Annotated in this window: 19 protein-coding genes; 5 read left to right on the top strand and 14 right to left on the bottom strand. The window is 66.5% G+C overall.

Annotation, left to right across the window (positions count from 1 at the left end; genetic code table 11):
• The first annotated feature begins 28 nt into the window (after positions 1-28).
• Entirely contained in the window at positions 29-1,468 is a 1,440-nt protein-coding gene (locus tag A9977_RS03445; protein WP_183023483.1) for a catalase, read from the top strand.
• 25 nt (positions 1,469-1,493) lie between these two features.
• Here A9977_RS03445 and slmA read toward each other — a convergent pair whose 3' ends face one another.
• A complete protein-coding gene (gene slmA / locus A9977_RS03440) occupies positions 1,494-2,141 on the bottom strand; it encodes a nucleoid occlusion factor SlmA (protein ID WP_183023482.1) in 648 nt (215 codons plus the stop codon).
• A 132-nt stretch (positions 2,142-2,273) separates the two neighbouring features.
• Here slmA and galE point away from each other — a divergent pair, with 132 nt between their 5' ends.
• Positions 2,274-3,293, top strand: a complete 1,020-nt coding sequence (gene galE, locus A9977_RS03435; RefSeq protein WP_183023481.1) for a UDP-glucose 4-epimerase GalE — start codon at positions 2,274-2,276, stop codon at positions 3,291-3,293.
• Between the two features lie 109 nt (positions 3,294-3,402).
• Here the strand turns inward: galE and argB are convergent, their stop codons facing one another.
• Genes argB through A9977_RS03420 form a run of 3 tightly spaced genes read right to left on the bottom strand, consistent with a single transcriptional unit; the run spans position 3,403 to position 6,741 of the window.
• Entirely contained in the window at positions 3,403-4,296 is an 894-nt protein-coding gene (argB, locus tag A9977_RS03430) for an acetylglutamate kinase (RefSeq protein ID WP_183023480.1), read from the bottom strand.
• Entirely contained in the window at positions 4,293-5,621 is a 1,329-nt protein-coding gene (locus A9977_RS03425) for a flippase (RefSeq protein ID WP_183023479.1), read from the bottom strand. The genes argB and A9977_RS03425 overlap by 4 nt, the downstream gene beginning before the upstream one ends.
• Before the next feature lie 25 nt (positions 5,622-5,646).
• Positions 5,647-6,741 (bottom strand): glycosyltransferase family 4 protein, encoded by a 1,095-nt coding sequence (locus A9977_RS03420; RefSeq protein WP_183023478.1) that lies wholly within the window; start codon positions 6,739-6,741, stop codon positions 5,647-5,649.
• 44 nt (positions 6,742-6,785) lie between these two features.
• Between A9977_RS03420 and A9977_RS03415 the strand changes: the two genes are divergently transcribed.
• From A9977_RS03415 to A9977_RS03405, 3 genes are all read left to right on the top strand, one after another.
• Entirely contained in the window at positions 6,786-7,538 is a 753-nt protein-coding gene (locus A9977_RS03415) for a glycosyltransferase family 2 protein (RefSeq protein ID WP_183023477.1), read from the top strand.
• 152 nt (positions 7,539-7,690) lie between these two features.
• Complete coding sequence (locus A9977_RS03410; RefSeq protein ID WP_183023476.1) at positions 7,691-8,494, top strand: ABC transporter permease; 804 nt, start codon at positions 7,691-7,693, stop codon at positions 8,492-8,494.
• 2 nt (positions 8,495-8,496) lie between these two features.
• Entirely contained in the window at positions 8,497-9,201 is a 705-nt protein-coding gene (locus A9977_RS03405) for an ABC transporter ATP-binding protein (RefSeq protein WP_183023475.1), read from the top strand.
• A 33-nt stretch (positions 9,202-9,234) separates the two neighbouring features.
• On the opposite strand, the gene A9977_RS03400 is transcribed toward A9977_RS03405, so the two are convergent.
• The 10 genes from A9977_RS03400 to A9977_RS03355 all read right to left on the bottom strand — a co-directional run bounded on the left by A9977_RS03400 (position 9,235) and on the right by A9977_RS03355 (position 20,482).
• Positions 9,235-9,666, bottom strand: coding sequence for a hypothetical protein (locus tag A9977_RS03400; protein ID WP_183023474.1), 432 nt, complete (start codon positions 9,664-9,666; stop codon positions 9,235-9,237).
• Positions 9,667-10,644, bottom strand: coding sequence for a glycosyltransferase family 2 protein (locus A9977_RS03395; protein ID WP_183023473.1), 978 nt, complete (start codon positions 10,642-10,644; stop codon positions 9,667-9,669).
• Positions 10,629-11,006: a GtrA family protein gene (locus A9977_RS03390; protein WP_183023472.1), complete on the bottom strand. Its 378-nt coding sequence runs from the start codon at positions 11,004-11,006 to the stop codon at positions 10,629-10,631. The genes A9977_RS03395 and A9977_RS03390 overlap by 16 nt, the downstream gene beginning before the upstream one ends.
• On the bottom strand, positions 11,007-13,091 hold the full coding sequence (locus tag A9977_RS03385) for a hypothetical protein (protein WP_183023471.1): 2,085 nt from the start codon (positions 13,089-13,091) through the stop codon (positions 11,007-11,009).
• A 72-nt stretch (positions 13,092-13,163) separates the two neighbouring features.
• Complete coding sequence (locus A9977_RS03380) at positions 13,164-14,105, bottom strand: methyltransferase domain-containing protein (RefSeq protein WP_183023470.1); 942 nt, start codon at positions 14,103-14,105, stop codon at positions 13,164-13,166.
• A gap of 75 nt (positions 14,106-14,180) precedes the next feature.
• Positions 14,181-14,732 carry a D-glycero-beta-D-manno-heptose 1,7-bisphosphate 7-phosphatase gene (locus A9977_RS03375; protein WP_183023469.1) on the bottom strand — a complete coding sequence of 184 codons (552 nt, stop codon included), beginning with the start codon at positions 14,730-14,732 and terminating at the stop codon, positions 14,181-14,183.
• On the bottom strand, positions 14,729-15,436 hold the full coding sequence (locus tag A9977_RS03370; RefSeq protein WP_183023468.1) for a nucleotidyltransferase family protein: 708 nt from the start codon (positions 15,434-15,436) through the stop codon (positions 14,729-14,731). Before A9977_RS03370 ends, A9977_RS03375 begins: the two co-directional genes overlap by 4 nt.
• Positions 15,433-15,969: a D-sedoheptulose 7-phosphate isomerase gene (locus A9977_RS03365; RefSeq protein ID WP_183023497.1), complete on the bottom strand. Its 537-nt coding sequence runs from the start codon at positions 15,967-15,969 to the stop codon at positions 15,433-15,435. Before A9977_RS03365 ends, A9977_RS03370 begins: the two co-directional genes overlap by 4 nt.
• Positions 15,970-16,010: 41 nt before the next feature.
• Entirely contained in the window at positions 16,011-17,051 is a 1,041-nt protein-coding gene (locus A9977_RS03360) for a dehydrogenase (protein ID WP_183023467.1), read from the bottom strand.
• Between the two features lie 8 nt (positions 17,052-17,059).
• Positions 17,060-20,482 carry a glycosyltransferase gene (locus tag A9977_RS03355; protein WP_183023466.1) on the bottom strand — a complete coding sequence of 1,141 codons (3,423 nt, stop codon included), beginning with the start codon at positions 20,480-20,482 and terminating at the stop codon, positions 17,060-17,062.
• Between the last annotated feature and the right edge of the window lie 25 nt (positions 20,483-20,507).

The raw sequence follows: 20,507 nt of genomic DNA, 5'->3' as shown, positions 1-20,507 counted from the left end.
TTGCTATTTTTGAAAGGAAGCTCCACCGATGTCCAAACTCACCACCGCCTTCGGCGCCCCCGTCGTTGACAACCAGAACAGCCTGACCGCCGGCCCGCGCGGCCCGCTCCTGTCGCAGGACGTCTGGCTGTTCGAGAAGCTGGCCAACCTCAACCGCGAGGTGATTCCCGAACGCCGCATGCACGCCAAGGGCTCGGGCGCCTTCGGCACCTTCACCGTCACGCACGACATCACGCGCTACACGCGCGCCAAGCTGTTCAGCGCGGTCGGCAAGAAGACCGAGATGTTCGCCCGCTTCACCACGGTGGCCGGCGAGCGCGGCGCGGCCGATGCCGAGCGCGACATCCGCGGCTTCGCGCTCAAGTTCTATACCGAGGAAGGCAACTGGGACCTGGTCGGCAACAACACGCCGGTGTTCTTCCTGCGCGATCCGCGCAAGTTCCCCGACCTCAACAAGGCGGTCAAGCGCGACCCGCGCACGAACATGCGCAGCGCCACCAACAACTGGGACTTCTGGACCAGCCTGCCCGAGGCGCTGCACCAGGTCACGATCGTGATGAGCGACCGCGGCATCCCGTCCAGCTACCGCCACATGCACGGCTTCGGCTCGCACACCTACAGCTTCATCAGTGCCAACAACGAGCGCTTCTGGGTCAAGTTCCACATGAAGACGCAGCAGGGCATCCAGAACCTGACGGACGCCGAAGCGGCCGCGCTCGTGGGCTCCGACCGCGAGAGCCACCAGCGCGACCTGTTCGACGCGATCGAGCGCAAGGACTTCCCGAAGTGGACCGTGTTCGTGCAGGTCATGCCCGAGGCCGATGCCGACACCGTGCCCTACCACCCCTTCGACCTGACCAAGGTCTGGCCCAAGAAGGATTACCCGCTGATCGAGGTGGGCGTGATCGAGTTGAACAAGAACTCGGAGAACTTCTTCGCCGACGTCGAGCAGAGCGCCTTCGCGCCCAACAACCTGGTGCCCGGCATCAGCGTGTCGCCCGACAAGATGCTGCAGGCGCGGCTGTTCGCCTACTCGGACGCGCAGCGCTACCGCCTGGGCGTGAACCACCACCAGATCCCGGTGAACGCCGCGCGCTGCCCGGTGCACAGCAATCACCGCGACGGCGCGATGCGCGTCGACGGCAACTACGGCGGAACGCCGCACTACGAGCCCAACAGCTTCGGCCACTGGCAGGAACAGCCCGACTACCGCGAGCCGCCGCTGAAAATCAAGGGCGACGCCGACTTCTGGAATTTCCGCGAGGACGATGCCGACTACTACAAGCAGCCGGGCGACCTGTTCCGCCTGATGAGCCCGGCCCAGCAGCAGGTGCTGTTCGAGAACACCGCGCGCGCCATGGGCGATGCGCCGGACTTCATCAAGCAGCGCCACATCGACAACTGCAGCAAGGCCGACCCGGCCTACGGCGCCGGCGTGGCGCAGGCGCTCAAGCAGCTGCAGGGCTGAACACGGCCGACGCCGCGTTCCTTCTTCAGAGCATCAGTTGGACGGCGGCGTCCAGGTGCTCCGAAGGCAGGCGGCGGAAGCCCGAGCGCACGAAGCGCTGCAGCCGCCCCACGACGAAGGCGGTGAGCGCACCCGCGCGCACCTGCGCATCGACCGTGGGCATCGCGGAGCCGTCGGCCACCGCGACGTCGCGCAGCACCTGGCGCAAGGTGGCCTCGATCTTGTCGAAGAACTGGTTCATGCGGCTCTGCAGGCGCTCGTTCTCGTAGACCAGCGCATCGCCCACCATGACCCGCGTCATGCCGGGATTCTTCTCGGCGAACTGCACCACCATCGTCACGATGCGCGCGGCCCGCTCGCGGCCCGCGCCGTCGCGTTCGGCGATCTGGTTGACCAGCGTGAACACGCTCTGCTCGATGAAATCGATCAGGCCCTCGAACATCTGCGCCTTGCTGGCGAAGTGCCGGTAGAGCGCGGCCTCGCTGACCTCGAGCTGCGCGGCCAGTGCGGCCGTCGTCACCCGCTCGGCGCCGGGTCGCTCCAGCATCGCGGCCAGGGTCTGCAGGATCTGCACGCGACGCTCGCCGGGCTTCGGCCGCTTGCGAACAGACGGCTGAGCCTCGGACAACGGGGCAGAGTCGCGGGACGGGGCGCTGGTCTCTTCGTTTTGCATGGGCGGCGCGCGCAAATGTAAAAAAATGATTCTCTCACAGGGCGGTGAGTGCGTGCCAACTGCGCGCCTCGACGGAAGCCCTCCGCGCGTCGCGCAGAATACCCGCTTTGACCTTCATGGGATGAACAAGCAATGCAGAAGAACATCCTGGTGACCGGCGGTGCAGGCTTCATCGGGAGCCATACCTGCGTGGCCTTGATCGAGGCCGGCTACATGCCGGTGATTCTGGACAACCTCGGCAACAGCGACGTGCGGGTGCTCGAACGGCTGGCGCGCATCACCGGCACCACGCCGGCCTTCATCGAAGGCGATGTGCGTGATCGCGCCTTGCTCGACCAGGTGTTCCGTACGCACGAGATCGCGGGCGTGATCCACTTCGCCGGCCTCAAGGCCGTGGGCGATTCGGTGGCCGACCCGATCGGCTACTACGACAACAACGTCCACGGCACCTGGGTGCTCGCGTCCGCGATGCAGGCGGCCGGCGTCCGCACGCTGATCTTCTCATCGTCCGCCACGGTCTATGGCGAGCCCGACAGCTCCCCCATCCCCGAAGGGGCGCCCTGCCGGCCGGCCAATCCCTATGGCCGCTCCAAGCGCATGGTCGAGGAGGCGCTGATCGACCTGCAACTGGCCCAGCCCGAGTGGCGCATCGCATTGCTGCGCTATTTCAACCCGGTCGGCGCGCACGAGAGCGGGCTGATCGGCGAGCACCCGCAGGGCAAGCCCAACAACCTCATGCCCTTCGTCTGCCAGGTGGCGGTGGGCCTGCGCGACAAGCTGTCGGTGCACGGCGGCGACTACCCCACGCCCGACGGCACGGGCGTGCGCGACTATGTGCACGTGATGGACCTGGCCGAAGGCCATGTGGCAGCGCTGCGCCATGCCGAAGCAGCGCCCGGACTGGTCACGCTCAACCTGGGCACGGGCACCGGCGCATCGGTGCTGGAAGTCGTCAAGGCCTTCGAACGCGCCAGCGGACGGACGATCGCCTGCGAGGTCGGCCCCCGCCGCCCGGGCGACGTGCCGGCCTACTGGGGCGATCCGGCCCTCGCCCAGGCCACGCTGGGCTGGCGCGCCCGGCGCGGGCTCGACGCGATGTGCGCCGACAGCTGGCGCTGGCAGCAGGCCAACCCCCGCGGCTACGCGCCCTGAATGTTTTGAGCGTGAGACACCGCGGAACCGGCTTTGCCGGGCCGCGGGTGTCGCCCCCGGAAGGGGGAAGGCGAAGCGACACGCAGTGCGCGAGCCTTCGGGGGAGAGCCTACCTTGCTCTGATCATCGTGCCGTAGGCCTGATCGGTCAGGATCTCCAGCAGCATCGCGTGCGGCACGCGGCCGTCGATGATGTGCACCGCGTTCACGCCGCTTTTGGCGGCATCGAGCGCGCCCTCGATCTTCGGCAGCATGCCGCCGGAGATGGTGCCGTCGGCGAACAGTTCGTCGATCTCGCGCGCGCTCAGGTTGGTCAGCAGGTTGCCGGCCTTGTCGAGCACGCCCGGCGTGTTGGTCAGCAGCATCAGCTTCTCGGCCTTGAGCACCGTGGCCAGCTTGCCGGCCACCACGTCGGCGTTGATGTTGTAGCTCTCGTTCTCCTCGCCGAAGCCGATCGGGCTGATGACCGGGATGAAGGCATCGTCCTGCAGTGCCTTCACCACGCTGGGGTCGATCGAGACGATGTCGCCCACCTGGCCGACGTCGTGCTGCACCGTCGGGTCGCTGCGATCGGCCAGCTTGAGCTTCTGGGCGCGGATCAAGCCGCCGTCGCGGCCGGTCAGGCCCACGGCCTTGCCGCCGGCCTGGTTGATCAGGCCCACGATGTCCTGCTGCACCTCGCCGGCCAGCACCCATTCGACGACCTCCATGGTCTCGGAGTCGGTGACCCGCATGCCCTGGATGAAATGGCCCTTCTTGCCGAGCCGGTTGAGCGCAGCCTCGATCTGCGGCCCGCCGCCGTGCACCACCACCGGGTTCATGCCGACCAGCTTGAGCAGCACCACGTCCTCGGCGAAGTCGGCCTGCAGGGCCGGATCGGTCATGGCATTGCCGCCGTACTTGATGACGATGGTCTTGCCGTGGAACTTGCGGATGTAGGGCAGCGCCTGGGCCAGGATCTCGGCCTTGTCGCGGGGGGGGATGTTGAGGACGGGGTCGGTCATGAGCGTTCCGTTTCGGAGGTTGCCAAATTGTGCCGCAATGGCGGCGCGAGTCCGCGCGCGAAGACCTGCCGTTGTGCCACCAGCAGCAACAGCACCAGGTCGACGCCGACGCGGCCGGTCCAGGCCAGGGCCGCGCCGATCAGGCCGAACTGGTACAGGCCCGCGAGCAGCATGGGAAAGTAGAAGGCGGCCTCGACCAGGTGCAGCTGCGCGGTCAGCCGCGCCAGGCCGGCCGCCTGCACCGCGGCGAAGGGCACGAAGGCCACGCCATTGAGCAGCAACCCCAGCGCGAAGATCGACACCACCGGCGCGGAATGGTCGGCGAAATCGGCGCCGAGCCACAGCGTCAGGCCCGCATGCGCGCCCCAGGCGATCAGCGCGCACAGCGGCAGCAATGCCAGCGCCACCCATCCCACGCACCGGTGGTAAAGGCGCCGGGCCGCCTCGAGGTCGCGGGCCATCAGCGAAGCCAGGCGCGGGAACAGCGCCCCGGTGAGCGCGCCGGGCAGGATCAGCACGCGCGCCAGCACCTCGGACGGCACGGTGTAGTAGGCGACGACGGCGGCGCCCAGCACCCCGGAGATCATGAAGCGGTCGGCCGTGACCATCAGCGGGCTGATCACGTTGGAGACGGTCATCCACAGGCCAAAGGACATCAGATGCCGCAGGTGGCGGCGCTCGATCGGCACGCCGCGGAAGCCACCACCCAGCCTCCTGCGCACCAGCACCCAATGCGCCAGGCCGAACACGGCGCGCGCCGCGATCAGCGCCGCCACGATCGGCACCAGGAACGGGCCGAAGAGCAGGACGCTGAGGGCCGGCAGCCCGAAGTTGGCCACGCCGAGAAGCATGCGCAACAGGTTGACGTCGCGAAAATCTTCGTAGGCCTCCAGCACGCCGCGCAGCCCGACGGTCGCGGTCGTCAGGGGCACGCCCACCGCCGCGATCAGCAGCGCATGGAAGACATCGGCGTGCAGCGGCTCGGACACCTTCAGCACATGGGCCGCCAGCGCTTCGGCGGCGAAAGCCAGCACGACACCGCCCAGCGCGCCGGTCGCCGACGCCAGCATGAGCCCGCTGCGCACCAGCGAGGGAATCTCGGTGCGTCGATCGGCGGCCAATTGCTGCGCCACCTGCTGCGTGAGCGCCCGCCCCAGGCCCAGGTCGAACAGGCTGAAATAACCGACCAGCGCCCACACCAGCGTGAGGATGCCGAAGCGCTCGACGCCGAGCGCATGCAACAGGTAGGGAATGAACACCGCGCCCGCCAGCAACGGCAGGCCCGCGCCCGCGAGGTTCCACACCACGTTGCGGCGCAAGGACATCTTCGCGCTCAGTGCGACGCGAGGGTCACGGCTTCAACCAGCGTGGAACCTTGAAGCGCACGATCATCAGGTAGGCCGCCACGTAGGTCGCGACGAACAGCAGCGTGCACAGCATCAACACCAGGGTGTTGTTCCAGAACAGCACCGCTGGCACGACCGACAACGCGGCGAACATCCAGAGGTAGGGCGAGGTGCGGTTGTTGCGCGCCAGGAGCTGCCGCGCCTCGTCGTCGGAGAAGGCGACCCGGACGATGCGCCTGAAGATCAGCTGGTGGAAATGCAGCGCATCGGCCGTGCCGGGCGACTGCCCACGCGCGAGCTTGCGGTAGATCGAGAACAGCGTCTCCCACACCGGGTAGATCAGCAGCAGCATCGGGAACCATGGCGAGACATTGGCGTGGCGCTGCACCAGCATCACGCAGGCCACCGCGATCACGATGCCCCAGACGTAGGCCCCGCCGTCGCCGGCGAAGATGCGGCCGCTGGGATAGTTCCACATGAGAAAGCCCAGCGTGGCGCCGAACAGGCAGATCACCATGACCGCCAGTTGCCGGTCGCCCACCTGCAGCGCCACATGCGACACCGCCAGGCAGACCAGCACCGCAACCGTGCCCGCGAGCCCGTTGTAGCCGTCGATGATGTTGAAGGCATGCGGCAGGCCGCCGATGGCCAGCACCGCGATCAGCATCGCACCCCAGGGCACCAGCGCCACCCAGCCGTCCACGGTGGCAAAGCCGGTGCGGTACACGCCCAGGCCCAGCAGCCAGCACAGCAGCAAGGCCGAACCCAGGGTCAAGCCCAGGCGGTAGCGCACCGGCACCCGCTGCGTCATGTCCTCCACGATGCCGCCCAGTACCGCGGGCGCGATGCACAACAGCATCAAGGCCGCGGCGGCCAGCGGCCAGCCGACGTTGAAGGGGTCGCCGAACAGGCCCGCGAACAGCCAGGCCACGCCGGTGCCCAGGAAGATGCCTGCGCCGCCCAGGCGCGGCACATGGCCTTTGTGGAAGCGTTGAGGCATGTCGGCCGCATAGAGGCGCGCGTGACGGCGCGCCCGTCGCATGAACACCAGCACGGCGAACGCGGAGACGACGAAACTGACAACGATCAGGGCAATCATGTGGGGAGTGTGCGGGACCTAGAATTCCCGAGCGAAATTAGACCATGCCGACATCCTCCCCCCCGCACAAGCCCATCACGGTCTCGATCGTCAGCCATGGCCAGTTGGGCCTGATCCGGCCCCTGCTGGCGCAACTCGACCGCTGGTGCACGGCCTCGATCGAGAAAGTGGTGCTCACGCTCAACATCCCCGAAGCCGACCTGCTGGAAGGCATGGACTGGGGCTTCCCCGTCGAGCGCATCGAGAACCCCGCGCCCAAGGGCTTCGGCGCCAACCACAACGCAGCCTTCGCGCACTGCGCCACGCCCTGGTTCCTGGTGCTCAACCCGGACATCCGCCTCGACGGCGACGTGCTCGCGCCGCTGATCCTGCAAGCCGGCGCCGACAGCGGCCTGCTGACGCCGCGCATCCTGGAACCGGGCAAATCGGCGCCGGAGGCGCACCGGGCCCTGATCACACCGGTGGAGATCCTCACGCGGAATCGGCCCGGCTACGTGGCCCCGTCGCAGCCCGCCTGGATTCCCGGCCTCTTCATGCTGTTCCGCAGCGCCACGTACGCGCAGATCCACGGCTTCGACGAACGCTTCTTCATGTACGGCGAGGATTTCGACATCTGCGCCCGCGCGCAGCTGGCCGGCTGGAAACTGCAGGTGGCGGAACAGCTGCTGGCAAGGCACGAGGCCCAGCGGGCCAGCCATGCCAGCCGCCGGCACCTTTACTGGCATGTGACCAGCCTGTTGAAGGTCTGGACCTCGGGGGCGTTCTGGCGCTACGTCCTGCAACACAGGGGTCGGTAAAATCGGCGCTCTCTCTATCGCGTCCGCCCCAAGCACGCCCTCCATTCATTTCCTACTGCGCATCCTGCCGGTCTCCCACGCGCCCAGCGCGACCCAAAAATGACACCCCTCTCTGACATCGCGCCTTCCTGGGCGCATCGGTCCACCGCGCCATGAGCCAGGCGCACTCCAACCTGCATCGCAGCGCCTGGGCCGACTGGTGGGAAGGCACCCGCCGCACCGACATCTGGTGGACGCTCGCCTGGTTCGACATCGTGCTGCGCTACCGCCGCTCGATGCTCGGCCCCCTGTGGCTGACGCTCAGCATGGGCGCGATGATCGCCGGCATGGGCCCGCTCTACAGCTCGCTGTTCGGCACCAACCTGTCCAAGTTCTTCCCCCACCTGACGCTGGGCCTGATCTTCTGGGGCCTGTTCTCGGCGATGGTGACCGAAGGCTGCAACGCCTTCATCGGCTCGGCCCACTACCTGAAGCAGGGCTACTTCCCGATCAGCCTCTTCGTGTGGCGCAGCATGTCGCGCAACCTGATCCAGTTCCTGCACCAGGTCGTGCTCTACATCCCGGTGGCACTCTGGGCGGGCATCTCGCTGTCGTGGTCGGCGCTGCTCGTGATCCCGGCTTTCGTGCTGCTGCTGATCAACGCGCACGCGATCGGCCTGGTGCTGGGGCTGGTGTGCACGCGCTTCCGCGACGTGACGCAGATCGTGACCAGCCTGATGCAGATGCTGATGTTCCTCACCCCCGTGTTCTGGATGCCCGAAGGCTTGCCGGGACGCGCCCGGTACATCCTCTGGAACCCCTTCGCGCAGATGCTCGACCTGCTGCGCACCCCCCTGATGGGCGGCACGGCCACGCTGCACAGCTGGCTCGGCATTCTCGGCTGGACGGCGGGCGGCCTCGTGATCGCCACCCTCCTCTTCGCGAAGTACCGTCGTCGCGTCGTCTACTGGCTCTGAACATGGCGCTCATCTCCCTCAAAAACGTCTCGGTCAGCTTTCCCATCTACGGCGCGGGCTCCGCGTCGCTGAAGAAGACGCTGGCGGCTTCGGTCACCGGTGGCCGCTTCGGCAAGGAAACCGGCGTGAACGTGGTGCAGGCCCTGCACGACATCAACCTGGAACTGAAGAGCGGCGACCGCCTGGGCCTGCTGGGCCACAACGGCGCCGGCAAGTCGACCCTGCTGCGCACGCTCGCGGGCGTCTACGAGCCCTCGGCCGGCGACTTCGTCCGCCAGGGCACCGTGGCCAGCCTGATCGATCCTTCGCTGGGCATCGAGCCCGACGCCAGCGGCATCGAGAACATCATGCTGCGCGGCCTGGTCATGGGCATGAGCCGCAAGCAGGTCGAGGGCCTGACGGCCGAGATCTGCGAGTTCAGCGGCCTGGGCGAATACGTCAACATGCCGGTGCGGACCTACTCCACCGGCATGCTGATGCGCCTGGCCTTCTCTATCTCGACCAGCGTGCAGGCGGACATCCTGCTGATGGACGAATGGCTGTCCGTGGGCGATGCGGAGTTCACAGAAAAAGCCGAGAAGCGGATGAAGGACGTGGTGTCGAAATCCGGCATCCTGGTGTTGGCCTCGCACTCGCCGGAACTCATCGCGCGCGAGTGCAACAAGGTTGTCCGCCTGGAGCACGGGCGCCTGGTGGCCGCCCCCTGACCCGTCCGGGGCCGCTGCCGCGAGGCGGCCTCGTCAGCCTTCGCAGAGTCCCTTGAGAAACGCGGCTTGCGCCAGCACGCGTTTCGTGCGCCCGTCGACCAGGAAGAAGGTGGTCCCGGGCACTACCCACTCGCCGGTGTCGGCGCGTCCGGTGGCACCGCTCGCGCTGGCGAAGGTCTTCCAGCGCCAGCCCGCATCCATCACGCCGAGCAGCACGTCGCCGCCCGTGCCGCGGTCGAGACTGGTGGCATCCCATGCCACCGACACCCGCACCGGCGAGACGCCCGCGCCGCACCCCGAGCGCGCGGGCTCGATGCGCAAGACCCCTTCGGGCGCCTCGCGCAGATCTAGCAATGCCTGCCCCGAAACGAACTGCTTGGGCGACAAAGGCAGGGGATCGCGCCATTTGCATCCGCCCATCGCCGCCAGCAGAACGACAGCCCCGATCCAACGTGCGGTGCTCACTTAGGACTCTTCCAGTTCGCCGAGTTGCAGATGCAGCGCGTGGACCGGCTGGCCCGTGACGTCGTAGTTCAGCCAGGACAGCAGCAGCTGCATGCCCAGGATGATGGGGAGCGCGGCCGTCATGACCACCCCGGCCGAGGCCGCGTGCGCGGAGCCATGGTTCTCGATCCAGTGGTAGCCGCCATAGATCATTCCGAACAGCAACAGCGGGATAGAGAGAACCAGTTCGATGGACGCCATCGAGAAGTCGGCGATGAAGTAGCGGCGCACGATCCTCTTGAGGAAGTTCCTGAGATTCCCCTTCATGAAGGGCCATACGACCTGCAGGGGCCGCAAGCTGGACGGCTCGTCGTCGTACACGGCCTTCATGGGCATCTCGGTCACGACGGCGCGCAGGCCGTTCAGCCGGAAGAGCATGTCGGATTCGAAGAAGTACCTTTTCGACAACTTCGAGAGATTCAGTTCGCCCAGCACGCGGGCATGGATCGCGGTGAATCCGTTGGTCGGGTCGAACAGTTGCCAGTAGCCGCTCGACAGCTTGGTCATGAAGGAAAGCACCACGTTCCCGAACAGCCTCAACGCGGGCATGGAGTCCACGCTGCCGGACATGTGGAAGCGGTTGCCCTTGCTGTAGTCCGAAATTCCCTTGACGATCGGGCGGCAGAGCGCGGGGATCAGTTCGGGCGCCATCTGCCCGTCCGCATCGATCTTCACGACGATGTCCGCGTCCGTCTCGAGTGCCGCAGCATAGCCCGTAACCATCGCCCCGCCGACCCCTTGGTTCTCCGCATGGAAGATCACGCGCACGCGCGGGTCGGTGCAGCGCGCGACGACCAGTTCGCCCGTCTTTTCCGGACAGGCGTCGTCGACCAGGAAAATCCACTCGACGTCGCGACCGACTCTCTCGATCACCTTCAGTACGCGCTCACCTGCCCGAAAGCACGGGATCACCACAGCAACTCTCATACGTACACCCATGCTCTCGAGATAAAAAATGACAGGACGGCCATCAACGCCTCGATCCCCAGCTTGATCGGAACGACTCCCGCCTCGGGAAAACTGTAGATCAGCAGATTCAACAGCGCGGAACTCAGGGCCGTGAGGAAGACCCAGAGCAAGGCCAGACGAACGAAGGCCCGGCCGCCGACACGGCGCTCACCTGAGGCGCCGCGAAAGGTGATGCTGCCGTTCAACAGGAAGCCGAAGACGAAGGCCGTGAAGCGGGAGAGAACATTGGCGCCCCATGGATTGACGTCGAAGGACAGCAGCAGCATCAGCACGCCGGCGTCGAGCGCCACCTGAAGACCGCCGAACAGCAGGAAGAAGACCAGTTGTCGCATCTAGAGCAATCGCAGCCAGGCGCTCAGGTCCCGCGCCTTGTAGAGGGCGCCCGGGCTGACCGCGTCCACCGGCAGGGAGAATCGATAGAGCATGTACTTCGACGTCTCGAAATCCACGCTCGCCTTCTTCAGGGCTTCGGCCAGTGCGGGCGACACCGTCTGCGAACGCGTCACGAGCACGAAGTCGATGCCGGTCTGCGCAAAAAGACGGCGCCATGAGGCACCGCTCGCATCCGCATCGGCAGCTTCGCTCGCCGCCTTCATCGTCGGGTCGTACCAGACACCGGTGAATGCCCGGCCAGCAAAAGGCGCGAGGTAGGGACGCTCGGGATCGGCCAGGTACACCGAGTAGGCCGGCCCGGCCCGGGCCTTGAGCACGGCCGCCGCCTCGACCTCGAAGGCATAGGCGTTGGCGATGCCTTCGTGGATGTCCGGTCGAAACTTGCGCACGAACGACAGCTGGTTCTTGAGCGTGTCATCCCTCAGGGTGTGACTGGTGGCGGGCAGCAACACCACGTTCGTCACCGCCAGCAGCCCGATCCCCAACGAGGCGACCCGAGGGGTCAGCACCTGCTGGCCGACGAAGAGGCACAGGGGAATCATCGCGATGACCAGCGGCGCGATGTATCGGAAGTACTGCACCAGGCCGAACATCAGCGTGCCGGCCACGAGCAGCACCAGCATCGGCACCCTCGTCTTCCGAAAGCACAGGCCAAGCAGCGCGAAGGAACTCAAGAAGAACAGCGACACGCCGGCGCCGCCGGCACGGCTTTCCTGGAACCGATTGGTGTCGAAGGACACATCCCACACGGCGCGCCACGACAGCTCGGAAAGCCAGCGCGGATCGATGAAGTTGCGCAGCGGAAAATAGGGAGAGCTGAAGACCCCGTTCGCCAACGGCAGGAAGGGATTGCCCGTGAGGAAGGCTGCATAGAGGTAGCTGGAGGCGAACAGGCCACAGACGACCAGGGCCAGGATCACCAAGCGGCCGCGAAATTCCCTCCGCAGCGACGGAAGAAGCGCCAACAGGAAGGGCAGCGCGACCAGCGCCTGCGAGGCCTTCAGGGTGGCCATGAGGCCACACAGAAGGAGGAAGCAGCACCAGACCCGCGCCCCGGGGTCCCTGCTCTTCAGCAACAGAAACAGCATGCCCAGCGTGACGGCCGTGACCTCGTTCTCGGCCTGAGCCGTGCCGAGCAGTCCGCTGACGAAGGGCTGGCTGGCGAACAGGGCGATCGAAAGCCACCGGTTGGTGACGGTCAACCCGAGCACGTCGCCGATGGCCCACAGGGCGGCGCATGAAACCAGGAACCAGGCGATGTTGGCCGCATTCCGGCCATCGTCGTCGGCCAGCACGCCGATGATGGCCTGGACCACGTCGGAACCCCAGGGCGCCGCACCCCACACCTGGCTCGCCAGGTCGAACCTGAAGTGCGCCAGCTCGCGCAGCTGGAACGAGAGCATCGAGTGGTAGGCCAGTTCGTCGTACTGGATGGTCGGTTGCCAGACGGTGGTCAACGAGACGAAGCACACGGTCAGGGCCAGGACCATCGGGAACCTGGGCCCCTTGCGTTGGGCGAGCAGCCAGCGCGTCGCGGCCGCGCGCAGCTCGGGCATTTCCTTTCGGTTGAGCCAGAGGATCAGCGCCAGCACGGCGGTGTAGACCGGCGCGGTGTGCACGCGATAGGGCAGCAGCCAACCCACGCTCGCAGCGATCAGGAAGGTGCCGACGAGCAGCGCGCAGAAGAAGCGCCCCACCCCCACGTCCCGGGTGAAGCGCAGGCCCAGCAGAGTGGCGGCGAGGAAGAACAGGAACGCCGCCCCGAGTGTCGCGATCGGCACGAACCATGACGTCACCACGAGAAACAGGAAGAAATGGATCTCGACCAGGGGCACGCGGAACCGGCAAAAGCAGCAACTCGCGAGCAGGAGGATGACGGCCAGGACGCCGAACGGCGTCGCATGGGGTCCGATCTCGTGCCAATTGACCCGCGTGGCGGCGCCGTATCCCGCGCAAGCGAATCCGAGAACGAAGACCCCGGTCCACAGCCACCTCACCCATCGCCCTCTCGGCGTCTCCAACATGTCCATTTTTCTTGACTGACTTCTCATCGATTTTCCACCAGGCGTCCTCACCGGGCCCGCGGGCCACGGCCCTCAAAAGACCCTGGACAGCAACTTCTTGACCATGCCCGGCGAACGCTCTCCGACCTTCCGGACCATCGCCATGCATTGCGACAGCTCACGGTCGAGCCGTGTCGCCCACAGCGCACGATCGTGCGACTGCGCCCGATAGTAATAGGCGCGACCGGAATCGAACGCTGCCTGGTAGATGAGGCCGGCCTCCTCCAGCAGCAGCTTGTTGGCCGCTAACGGGCCGTAGAAGCGCTGGGAGAAGTCATCCAGCGCGAAGTCGGGCTCGAACTCCGCGATGAACGCGAAGGACATGCCCGGCAGCGCGGACACCCTGAAGCCGTGGCGTGCGAACAATTCGGTCGCGCCGCGCAGGCCGTAGGAAATGATATGCCCGCGGCGGCGCGGGTCCAGGTAGCCGGGATCCTCGTTGCGCACATAGTCCGACAGGCCGGTGTTGAACAGCCACAGCGCGTTCTTCTGGCTGACCTTGGACAGCCCCTCGAGAAGCTCCGACAGCATCTTCGGTGTCAGATGCTCGACGACCTCGACGCAGACGCCTGCATCGAACTTGCCTTCGAGGTCGGACGTTTTCCCGACGCGGTAGTTCGGATGCGCGCTGTGCACTTCCGGGGGAAAGAGCTCGACCGCATGGAACAGGTCCTGCCGCGCCGGAAAGTGGCTCGACAGCTGGTCCAGAAGGTAGCCTGGCCCGGCGCCCACGTCGAGGAAGCGCCGGACCTCGCGGCGCGCGTACAGGATCGCCTGCCCCGCGCGCACCAACGCATCCGACTGCGCACGCTGGCGTGCCGAGTGATCCTCGACCTGCCAGTACGTCTGATCGTAGTCGCGCGGAGACTCGCCTGTGTCCATGGCCTCCAGCACGGCCGGATCGACGAAAAGGGTGTCGCACTCGCGGCAGGCGTAATAGGCGAAACCCTCGATATCGGCAAATGGGTCCGCCAAAGCGCCCTTCGAACACACAGGACAGTGCACATTCACAAGACGCTCCTTGTGGCCACAGAGGGCCATGCAGGGGGTTCAGGGGGCGGGCCAGAGTTGCTGCTTCAACGCGGCCAACGAGCTGACATTCTGCACAGTGCCATGGCGCACCTCGTGAGGATTGGCCTCGTCATTCAAAAGAAATATCCGTCCCACCCCCGCGGCCTGGGCCGCCGCGGCGTCTTTCGGGCTGTCGCCCACCATCACGGACCGCCCCGGCTCGATGTCGTGTTCGGCGATGGCCCGCAGGAGCATGCCGGGGGCCGGCTTTCGACAATCGCAGGCCAGCGCATAGGGGCCGAGGCCGTGCGTGGGATGGTGCGGACAGAAATAGATGTGGTCCAGCCGCGCGCCATGTTCGACGAAGCGCGCACGCATCCACTGCATGTAGCCGTGGAAGATCTCTTCCGTATAGAAGCCCCGGCCGATGCCCGCCTGGTTGGTCACGACCACCACGGGCCATTGGCGCTCGTTGGCGGCACGGACCAGTTCGAAGATGCCGGGCACGAACTGGGTGTCTTCGGCGCGATGCACGTAGCCGTGATCGACGTTGATCACGCCGTCGCGGTCGAGAAACAGCGCAGGCGTCACGGCGAACCGACGAGCGAAGGGATCTTCGTCTGCGCCAGCGCATAGTCGTCCGGCACACCGATATCGATGAAGGCCTCGACCGCGGGGAAGGCAGCGATGTTCAAGCGCTGCAACTCGCGCTCGAAGAAGTCCTGTTCGATGGAGAATTTCGCCGGCAACGCCGCCGAATCCAGCACGGCGCGCTCGATCAGGTAGACGCCGGCGCTGATGAAGCCCGGCCCCGGCGCACCCTTTGCGCGGAAGGCGGTGACCCGATGGCCTTCGTCGATGCCGATGGTTCCGTAGCGACTGGCGTCCTCCACCTGCGCGACCGCGAGTGTCACGTCGGCGCGGTGCCCCTGCGCGGCCTGCACCATGGCGGCCAGATCGACGACTGCGAGCGTGTCGCCATTGAGCACGAAGAAGGCGTCGTCCTCGATGCCGCGCGAGGCCTTAAGGATGGCTCCGCCCGTGCCCAGCGGTTCGTCCTCGACGACGTAGCGCAGTCGCATGGCGCCGAAACGGTCGCCGAAGGCGGCCTCGATCAATTCGGCCTTGTAGCCGGTCGACAGGTGGACGTCCCGCACGCCCTGTGCTTCGAGGGTGCGCAGCAGCCACCAGAGAAAGGGATGGCCGGCGACCGGCGCCAGCGGCTTGGGCAGTTCGGAGACGACGGAACGCAAGCGCGTACCGAAGCCGCCGGCCAGGATGACGACCGGCTTCATGGACGCGGGAACATCTCGGCCTCGACCAGGCCGCAGACGATATGGCCGATCAGCGCATGCCCTTCCTGGATCTTCGGCGTTTCGGTCGACGGCACTTCGATGGACAGGTCGCACAGGCCGGCGTCCGCCCAGCCGCGCTGGCCGGTGAAGCCGATCGTGTACAGGCCCGCGGCGCGCGCCTCCTTCATCGCCAGCAGCACGTTGGGCGACTTGCCGGAGGTGGAGTAGGTCCAGAGGATGTCGCCCTTCACCCCCACGGCCTGCACCTGGCGCGCAAACAGTTTCTCGTAGCCGTAGTCGTTGCCGATCGCGGTCATCACCGAGGTGTCGGTGGTCAACGCAAAGGCGGGAAGTCCAGGCCGGTCGTACATGAAACGGCTGACGAACTCGCCGGCGATGTGCTGCGCATCCGCGGCGCTGCCGCCGTTGCCTGCGAGCAGGACCTTGTTGCCCCGCCGGAATGCCGCGGCGATCTGCTCCGCAGCGGTCTGTATCTGCTGGCGCAGGCTGTCACTCGCGCGAATCGCCGTCATGACCGCGAGGGTCTTGTCGATCTCTTGTTCGATGAAATTTTTCAACTTTTTCTCCAGGAATGGGCGCCGCCCTCGGTGAAGTTGCAGGTGAAGACCTGGCCATTGAACTCGCTCAGCCGTTTCATGACGGCCGGCCGCTTGGACAGTTCGACGAAGAACATCATGAACCCGCCGCCGCCAGCCCCGGACACCTTGCCGGCGAGTGCACCCGCCGCGATGGCCGCATCGTAGACCTCGTCGATCGCCGAATTGCTGATGCTGCTGGCAAGCTTCTTTTTTTCTTCCCAGCCGGTACGCATCGAGCTGGCGAAAGCGTCCCAGTCGCCGCGCAGCACGGCTTCCTTCATGGCGCGGGCCTCGGCCTTGACGCGGTGCATCGCCTCCAGGGGCTTCTCGTCGCGCTGCTCGATGTGGGCCGTCTGTTCGGCGATGATCTTGGCCGACTCGCGCGAGACGCCGGTGTAGTAGAGCACCAGCGAGGACTCGAGCTCGGCCTTGATGTGGTGCTTCATGCGCAGCGGATTGACGATCACCCGGTCCGCATAGAACTCCATGAAGTTCATGCCGCCGAAGGTCGCCGCATACTGGTCCTGCTTGCCGCCCGCCATGCCCAGATCGTCACGCTCGATCTCGTAGGCCAGCTTGGCGATCTCGTACTCGCCGAGCGGCAGCGACAGGTATTCGCAGAAGACCTGCAGGATCGCCACCACCATCGTCGACGACGAACCCAGGCCCGAGCCGGGCGGCGCCTCGGAATGGGTGGTGATCGACACGCTCATCGGCTGGCCGTCGCAGAAGTCGCGCACGACCCGGTTGTAGACGCCGACGTGAAGGTCGAGCCCCTTGACCCGCGTCAGCACGGGCGCGGCCTCGCCCTGCCAGGACACGCCGCTGTCCGCGGCGATCAGCTCCACCGTGCCTTCGGGCGCCGGCGCGAGCGTCGCATAGGCGTACTTGTCGATGGTCACGTTCAGGACCTGGCCGCCGAAACGATCCGAATAAGGCGAGACGTCGGTCCCGCCGCCGCCCAGGCCCAGCCTCAGCGGTGCCCGTGCGCGCAGCAGCACCGGGCGGGTGGCCATGGAATTCTTCATAGGGTCCTCGACGCAGTTTTGGCGTCCACCGCGCAGGGCGGCGGCGCCTCGATGTCCAGCAAAAAGATCCGCCGCATGGCCTCGGGCGAGAAGTTTGCCGCCACATAGGCCGCGCCCTTTGCCGCGGCGTCGTTCCAGGCGGCCTGATCGCTCATCAGGTGCACGATGGCGTCCGCGCAGCCCAGCGCTTCGTCGCGCACCAGCGCCACCTCCGGCAGGCCGGCCAGCCCCTGCGCACCGACCGAGGTCGTCACGATCGGCAGCCCATGATGCAGCGCCTCGACGACCTTGCCCTTGACGCCCGCGCCGAAGCGCAGGGGAACCACCGCCACCGCGGCGCGGCGGTAGAAATCGGCCAGTTCGGCATCGCTCACATAGCCGGTGACGCGCACGTCGGGTGCGGCCAGCGCCTTGACTTCGGCCGTGGGATTGGAGCCCACCAGGCTCAGGCTCGCACCGGGAACGCGCTCCCGCACCAGAGGGAAGATCTCGTTCACCAGCCATTTGGCGGCATCGACGTTCGGCGGGTGTCCGAAGCCGGCAACGAACAGCAGGTGTGCCTTTTCACGCAGCCGTGGCACCGCATCGTCGCGTGCCGTGAAAAAGTACGGCACGATGGTGCGTGCCACGGCACCGGGAAGCCGGCGCTTGACCTCGTCGGTCTCGGTGTCCGAGGGATAGTAGATCGCGTCGACCTGCTCCCACACGCGTTCCTCGACCACGCGCATGTCCTGCGCCTCCTTCATGAGCTTGGCATCGCGCGTGCGCTCGTACTCGCCCAGCAGCCGTGCATAGTGAAGATCGTGCCCATAGAACAGGATCTTGGCCTTGGTATGGGCCCGGATCGTTGCCAGGTGCTGTTGCGCGACATGGGGACGGCTGAGCATCACGTAGTCGAGCTGCGACGCATGCTCCTTGGCCCACTGCGCAAACTCGCCGGCGTACTCGTTGCCGTAGTAGACCTCGATGCCGCGCTGCTGCAGCTGCGCCGTGTACTCGGGGTCGTGCCAGAGATTCGACGGCCAGAACTTGACGTTGAGTCCCATGTCCACGAGCACGTCGAGGAAACAGCGCATGCTGCGCGATCCCGCATCGCGGTCGGGCTGCGGCACGTAGTGGTCGATCACCAGGATCGTCCTGCGCCCGGTCGAACGATCGCGGGCATTGAACGGGTTGACCCCGTTCTCGAAGTGGCACTTGCTCAGTTCGGGGGCCCAGCGCTCACGGAACTTCTTCTGGTTCGCGAGCTGGTAGGCCTTGATGCCCGATCCGGTGCTGGTGCCATGGGAAATGCCTTCATAGTGGATCACCACCGACTCCGGCTGGTAGAGCACCTTCTTGCCGGCGGCACGCACGCGGAACGCCAGATCGGAATCCTCGCAATAGGCCGGCAGATAGAGTTCGTCGAATCCGCCCAGCTGGTCCCACAAGGCCCTGGGCAGCAGCAGCGAGGCGCCCGAGCAATAGTCGACTTCCTTGACGTAGTTGTAGACGCTGCGCGAGGGATCGTCGAGCCGGCCGTAGTTCCAGGCCGAACCGTCGCGCCAGAGGATGCCCCCGGCCTCCTGCAGCCGGCCATCGGGATACACCAGCTTGGAACCCACCATGCCGCATTCGGGCATCGTGTCGAACAGGCGCAGCATGCTGTCGAGCCAGTCCGGCGTGACCTCGGTGTCGTTGTTGAGCAGGTAGACGTAGCGTCCGCGCGAAGCCTTCACGGCCGCATTGCAGGAACGCAAGAAGCCGAGGTTGACCGGGTTCTCGAGGAAGCGCAGGCCCGGCACGGGCTTGAGGCGCTGGATCTCGGCGTCGCCGGAGGTGTCCTCCGCCACAATCACCTCGATCGAGGCCGCGGGCAGATGCCGCGCGATGGACCGCAGGCAGGACAAGGTATGCCGCAGGTTGCCGTAGGTCGGGATGATCACCGAGACCTCGGGAGCCTCGACTCCATCGAAGCGCAGCGAGGCCAGCACCTCGTCGTAGCGCTCCTCAGGCACGGGGCCCTCGCCCACCGGCTTGGGCGGCGCCTTGTCGCGCTGGCGCCGCCACACCTCGTAGTGCACCACGCCCTCGAACAGCGGCCCCGCGACCCGGTACGCGACCTGGACCAGACGGTCCTTGGCATTTCGGGACAGCGGGAGGCTGCCGTAGGCACGCTTGCCCCAGCGCACCGCATGCGGCGCAAGCATGGCGCGCAAAGTCGACCATTCGCCCCGCAGGACGCGCGAGGCCATCCGCAGCGGCATGGTCACGCGCCAGCTGGTCGAGGCCTGCATGCGCTGCACGACGGACCGCGCCGCGTCCAGCTCACTCTGCAGCCCACTCTGCTGCTGCTTGTAGAGCGTGCCGACGCGCCGGTGCTCGCGCTCCTTCTCGGCGACGGTGTGCTCCGCCAGGCGAAGCGCCGTCTCCAGCGCCTCACGGTCGGCCTGCTGCCGCGCCCGTGCCGCCTGCGCCGTCTCGGCCTCCGCGCGCAACGTGCGAATGGTCGTCTTCAGCGCCTCGAGCGCCGCCCCATCCGCCGGAAGCACCTGTGTGTCGGGCAGCTGTCCGTGCGAATGCACGATCGATGACGCCGCGTGCGGCCTGAGCGTGCCCGCGCGCTCGTAATCGGCCTCGAGTTCGCGGCACACGCGCTGAAAAGCCGCTTCGCCGTCGACGCCTTCTTCCTGCTCCCAGGTCTTGAGCCGGTCGATCAGGTCGTAGGTGCCTCGCAGCAGGCCCACCGCGACCGGGTACCCCGATGCCGTCTCCGTGGATTTCGGCTGGTAGCGATCGATGCGGTCGTGCGCGAAGGCGCGCAGGTCGTTGCCGGCATGCTCCGGGCGGGCGCGATCGGGATTGGAGGTGTAGCGGTTGGCCTTGTCGATCCACTGCGCCACGTTCTTGTGCGACAGGTGATGCAGGCAGGCGCCGCTCTCGGGCGGAATCCGGAAGACGTCCGCGTCGTCGTAGCGCACGCCGTCATGGACGGTCGGGCGGAACTGCACGGCATCGCGCCGGAAGAAGCGCATCTGATGTTCGGGCCAGTAGTAGGCGCGCTCGTCGTGCTGGCCCAGGATGTAGTGGCGTTGCGGAATCAGGTACACGGCGGCGCGCGGCGCGGCCAGTTCCCGCTCGATGAAGCGGATGCCGTCGACGCTCAGGCACTCGTCGTCGTCGAGGCAGACGATCCATTCGTGCGTGCACTGCGCGACCGCGAAGGCACGCGTCTGCTCGACCACCGGGCTCCAGGGTACGGAGATGACCCGGTCGGCGAAGCGCGCCGCCAACTCCGCCGTGCCATCGGTCGAGGACTTGTCGATGACGATCAGTTCGTCGACGAAGGACAGGCCCTTGAGGCACGTGACGATCAGGTCGGCCCGATTGAACGCGACCACGACGCCGCTGACTTTTTCCCTACCTTGACCGATTGGCACTGCGTGCTCCCTTCCCATCATTCAT

Source organism: Variovorax sp. UMC13 (assembly GCF_014170375.1).
Taxonomy (GTDB): Bacteria; Pseudomonadota; Gammaproteobacteria; order Burkholderiales; family Burkholderiaceae_C; genus Variovorax.
The sequence above is the reverse complement of the archived record's forward strand: the minus strand, read 5'-3'. Positions and strand labels throughout refer to the sequence as shown.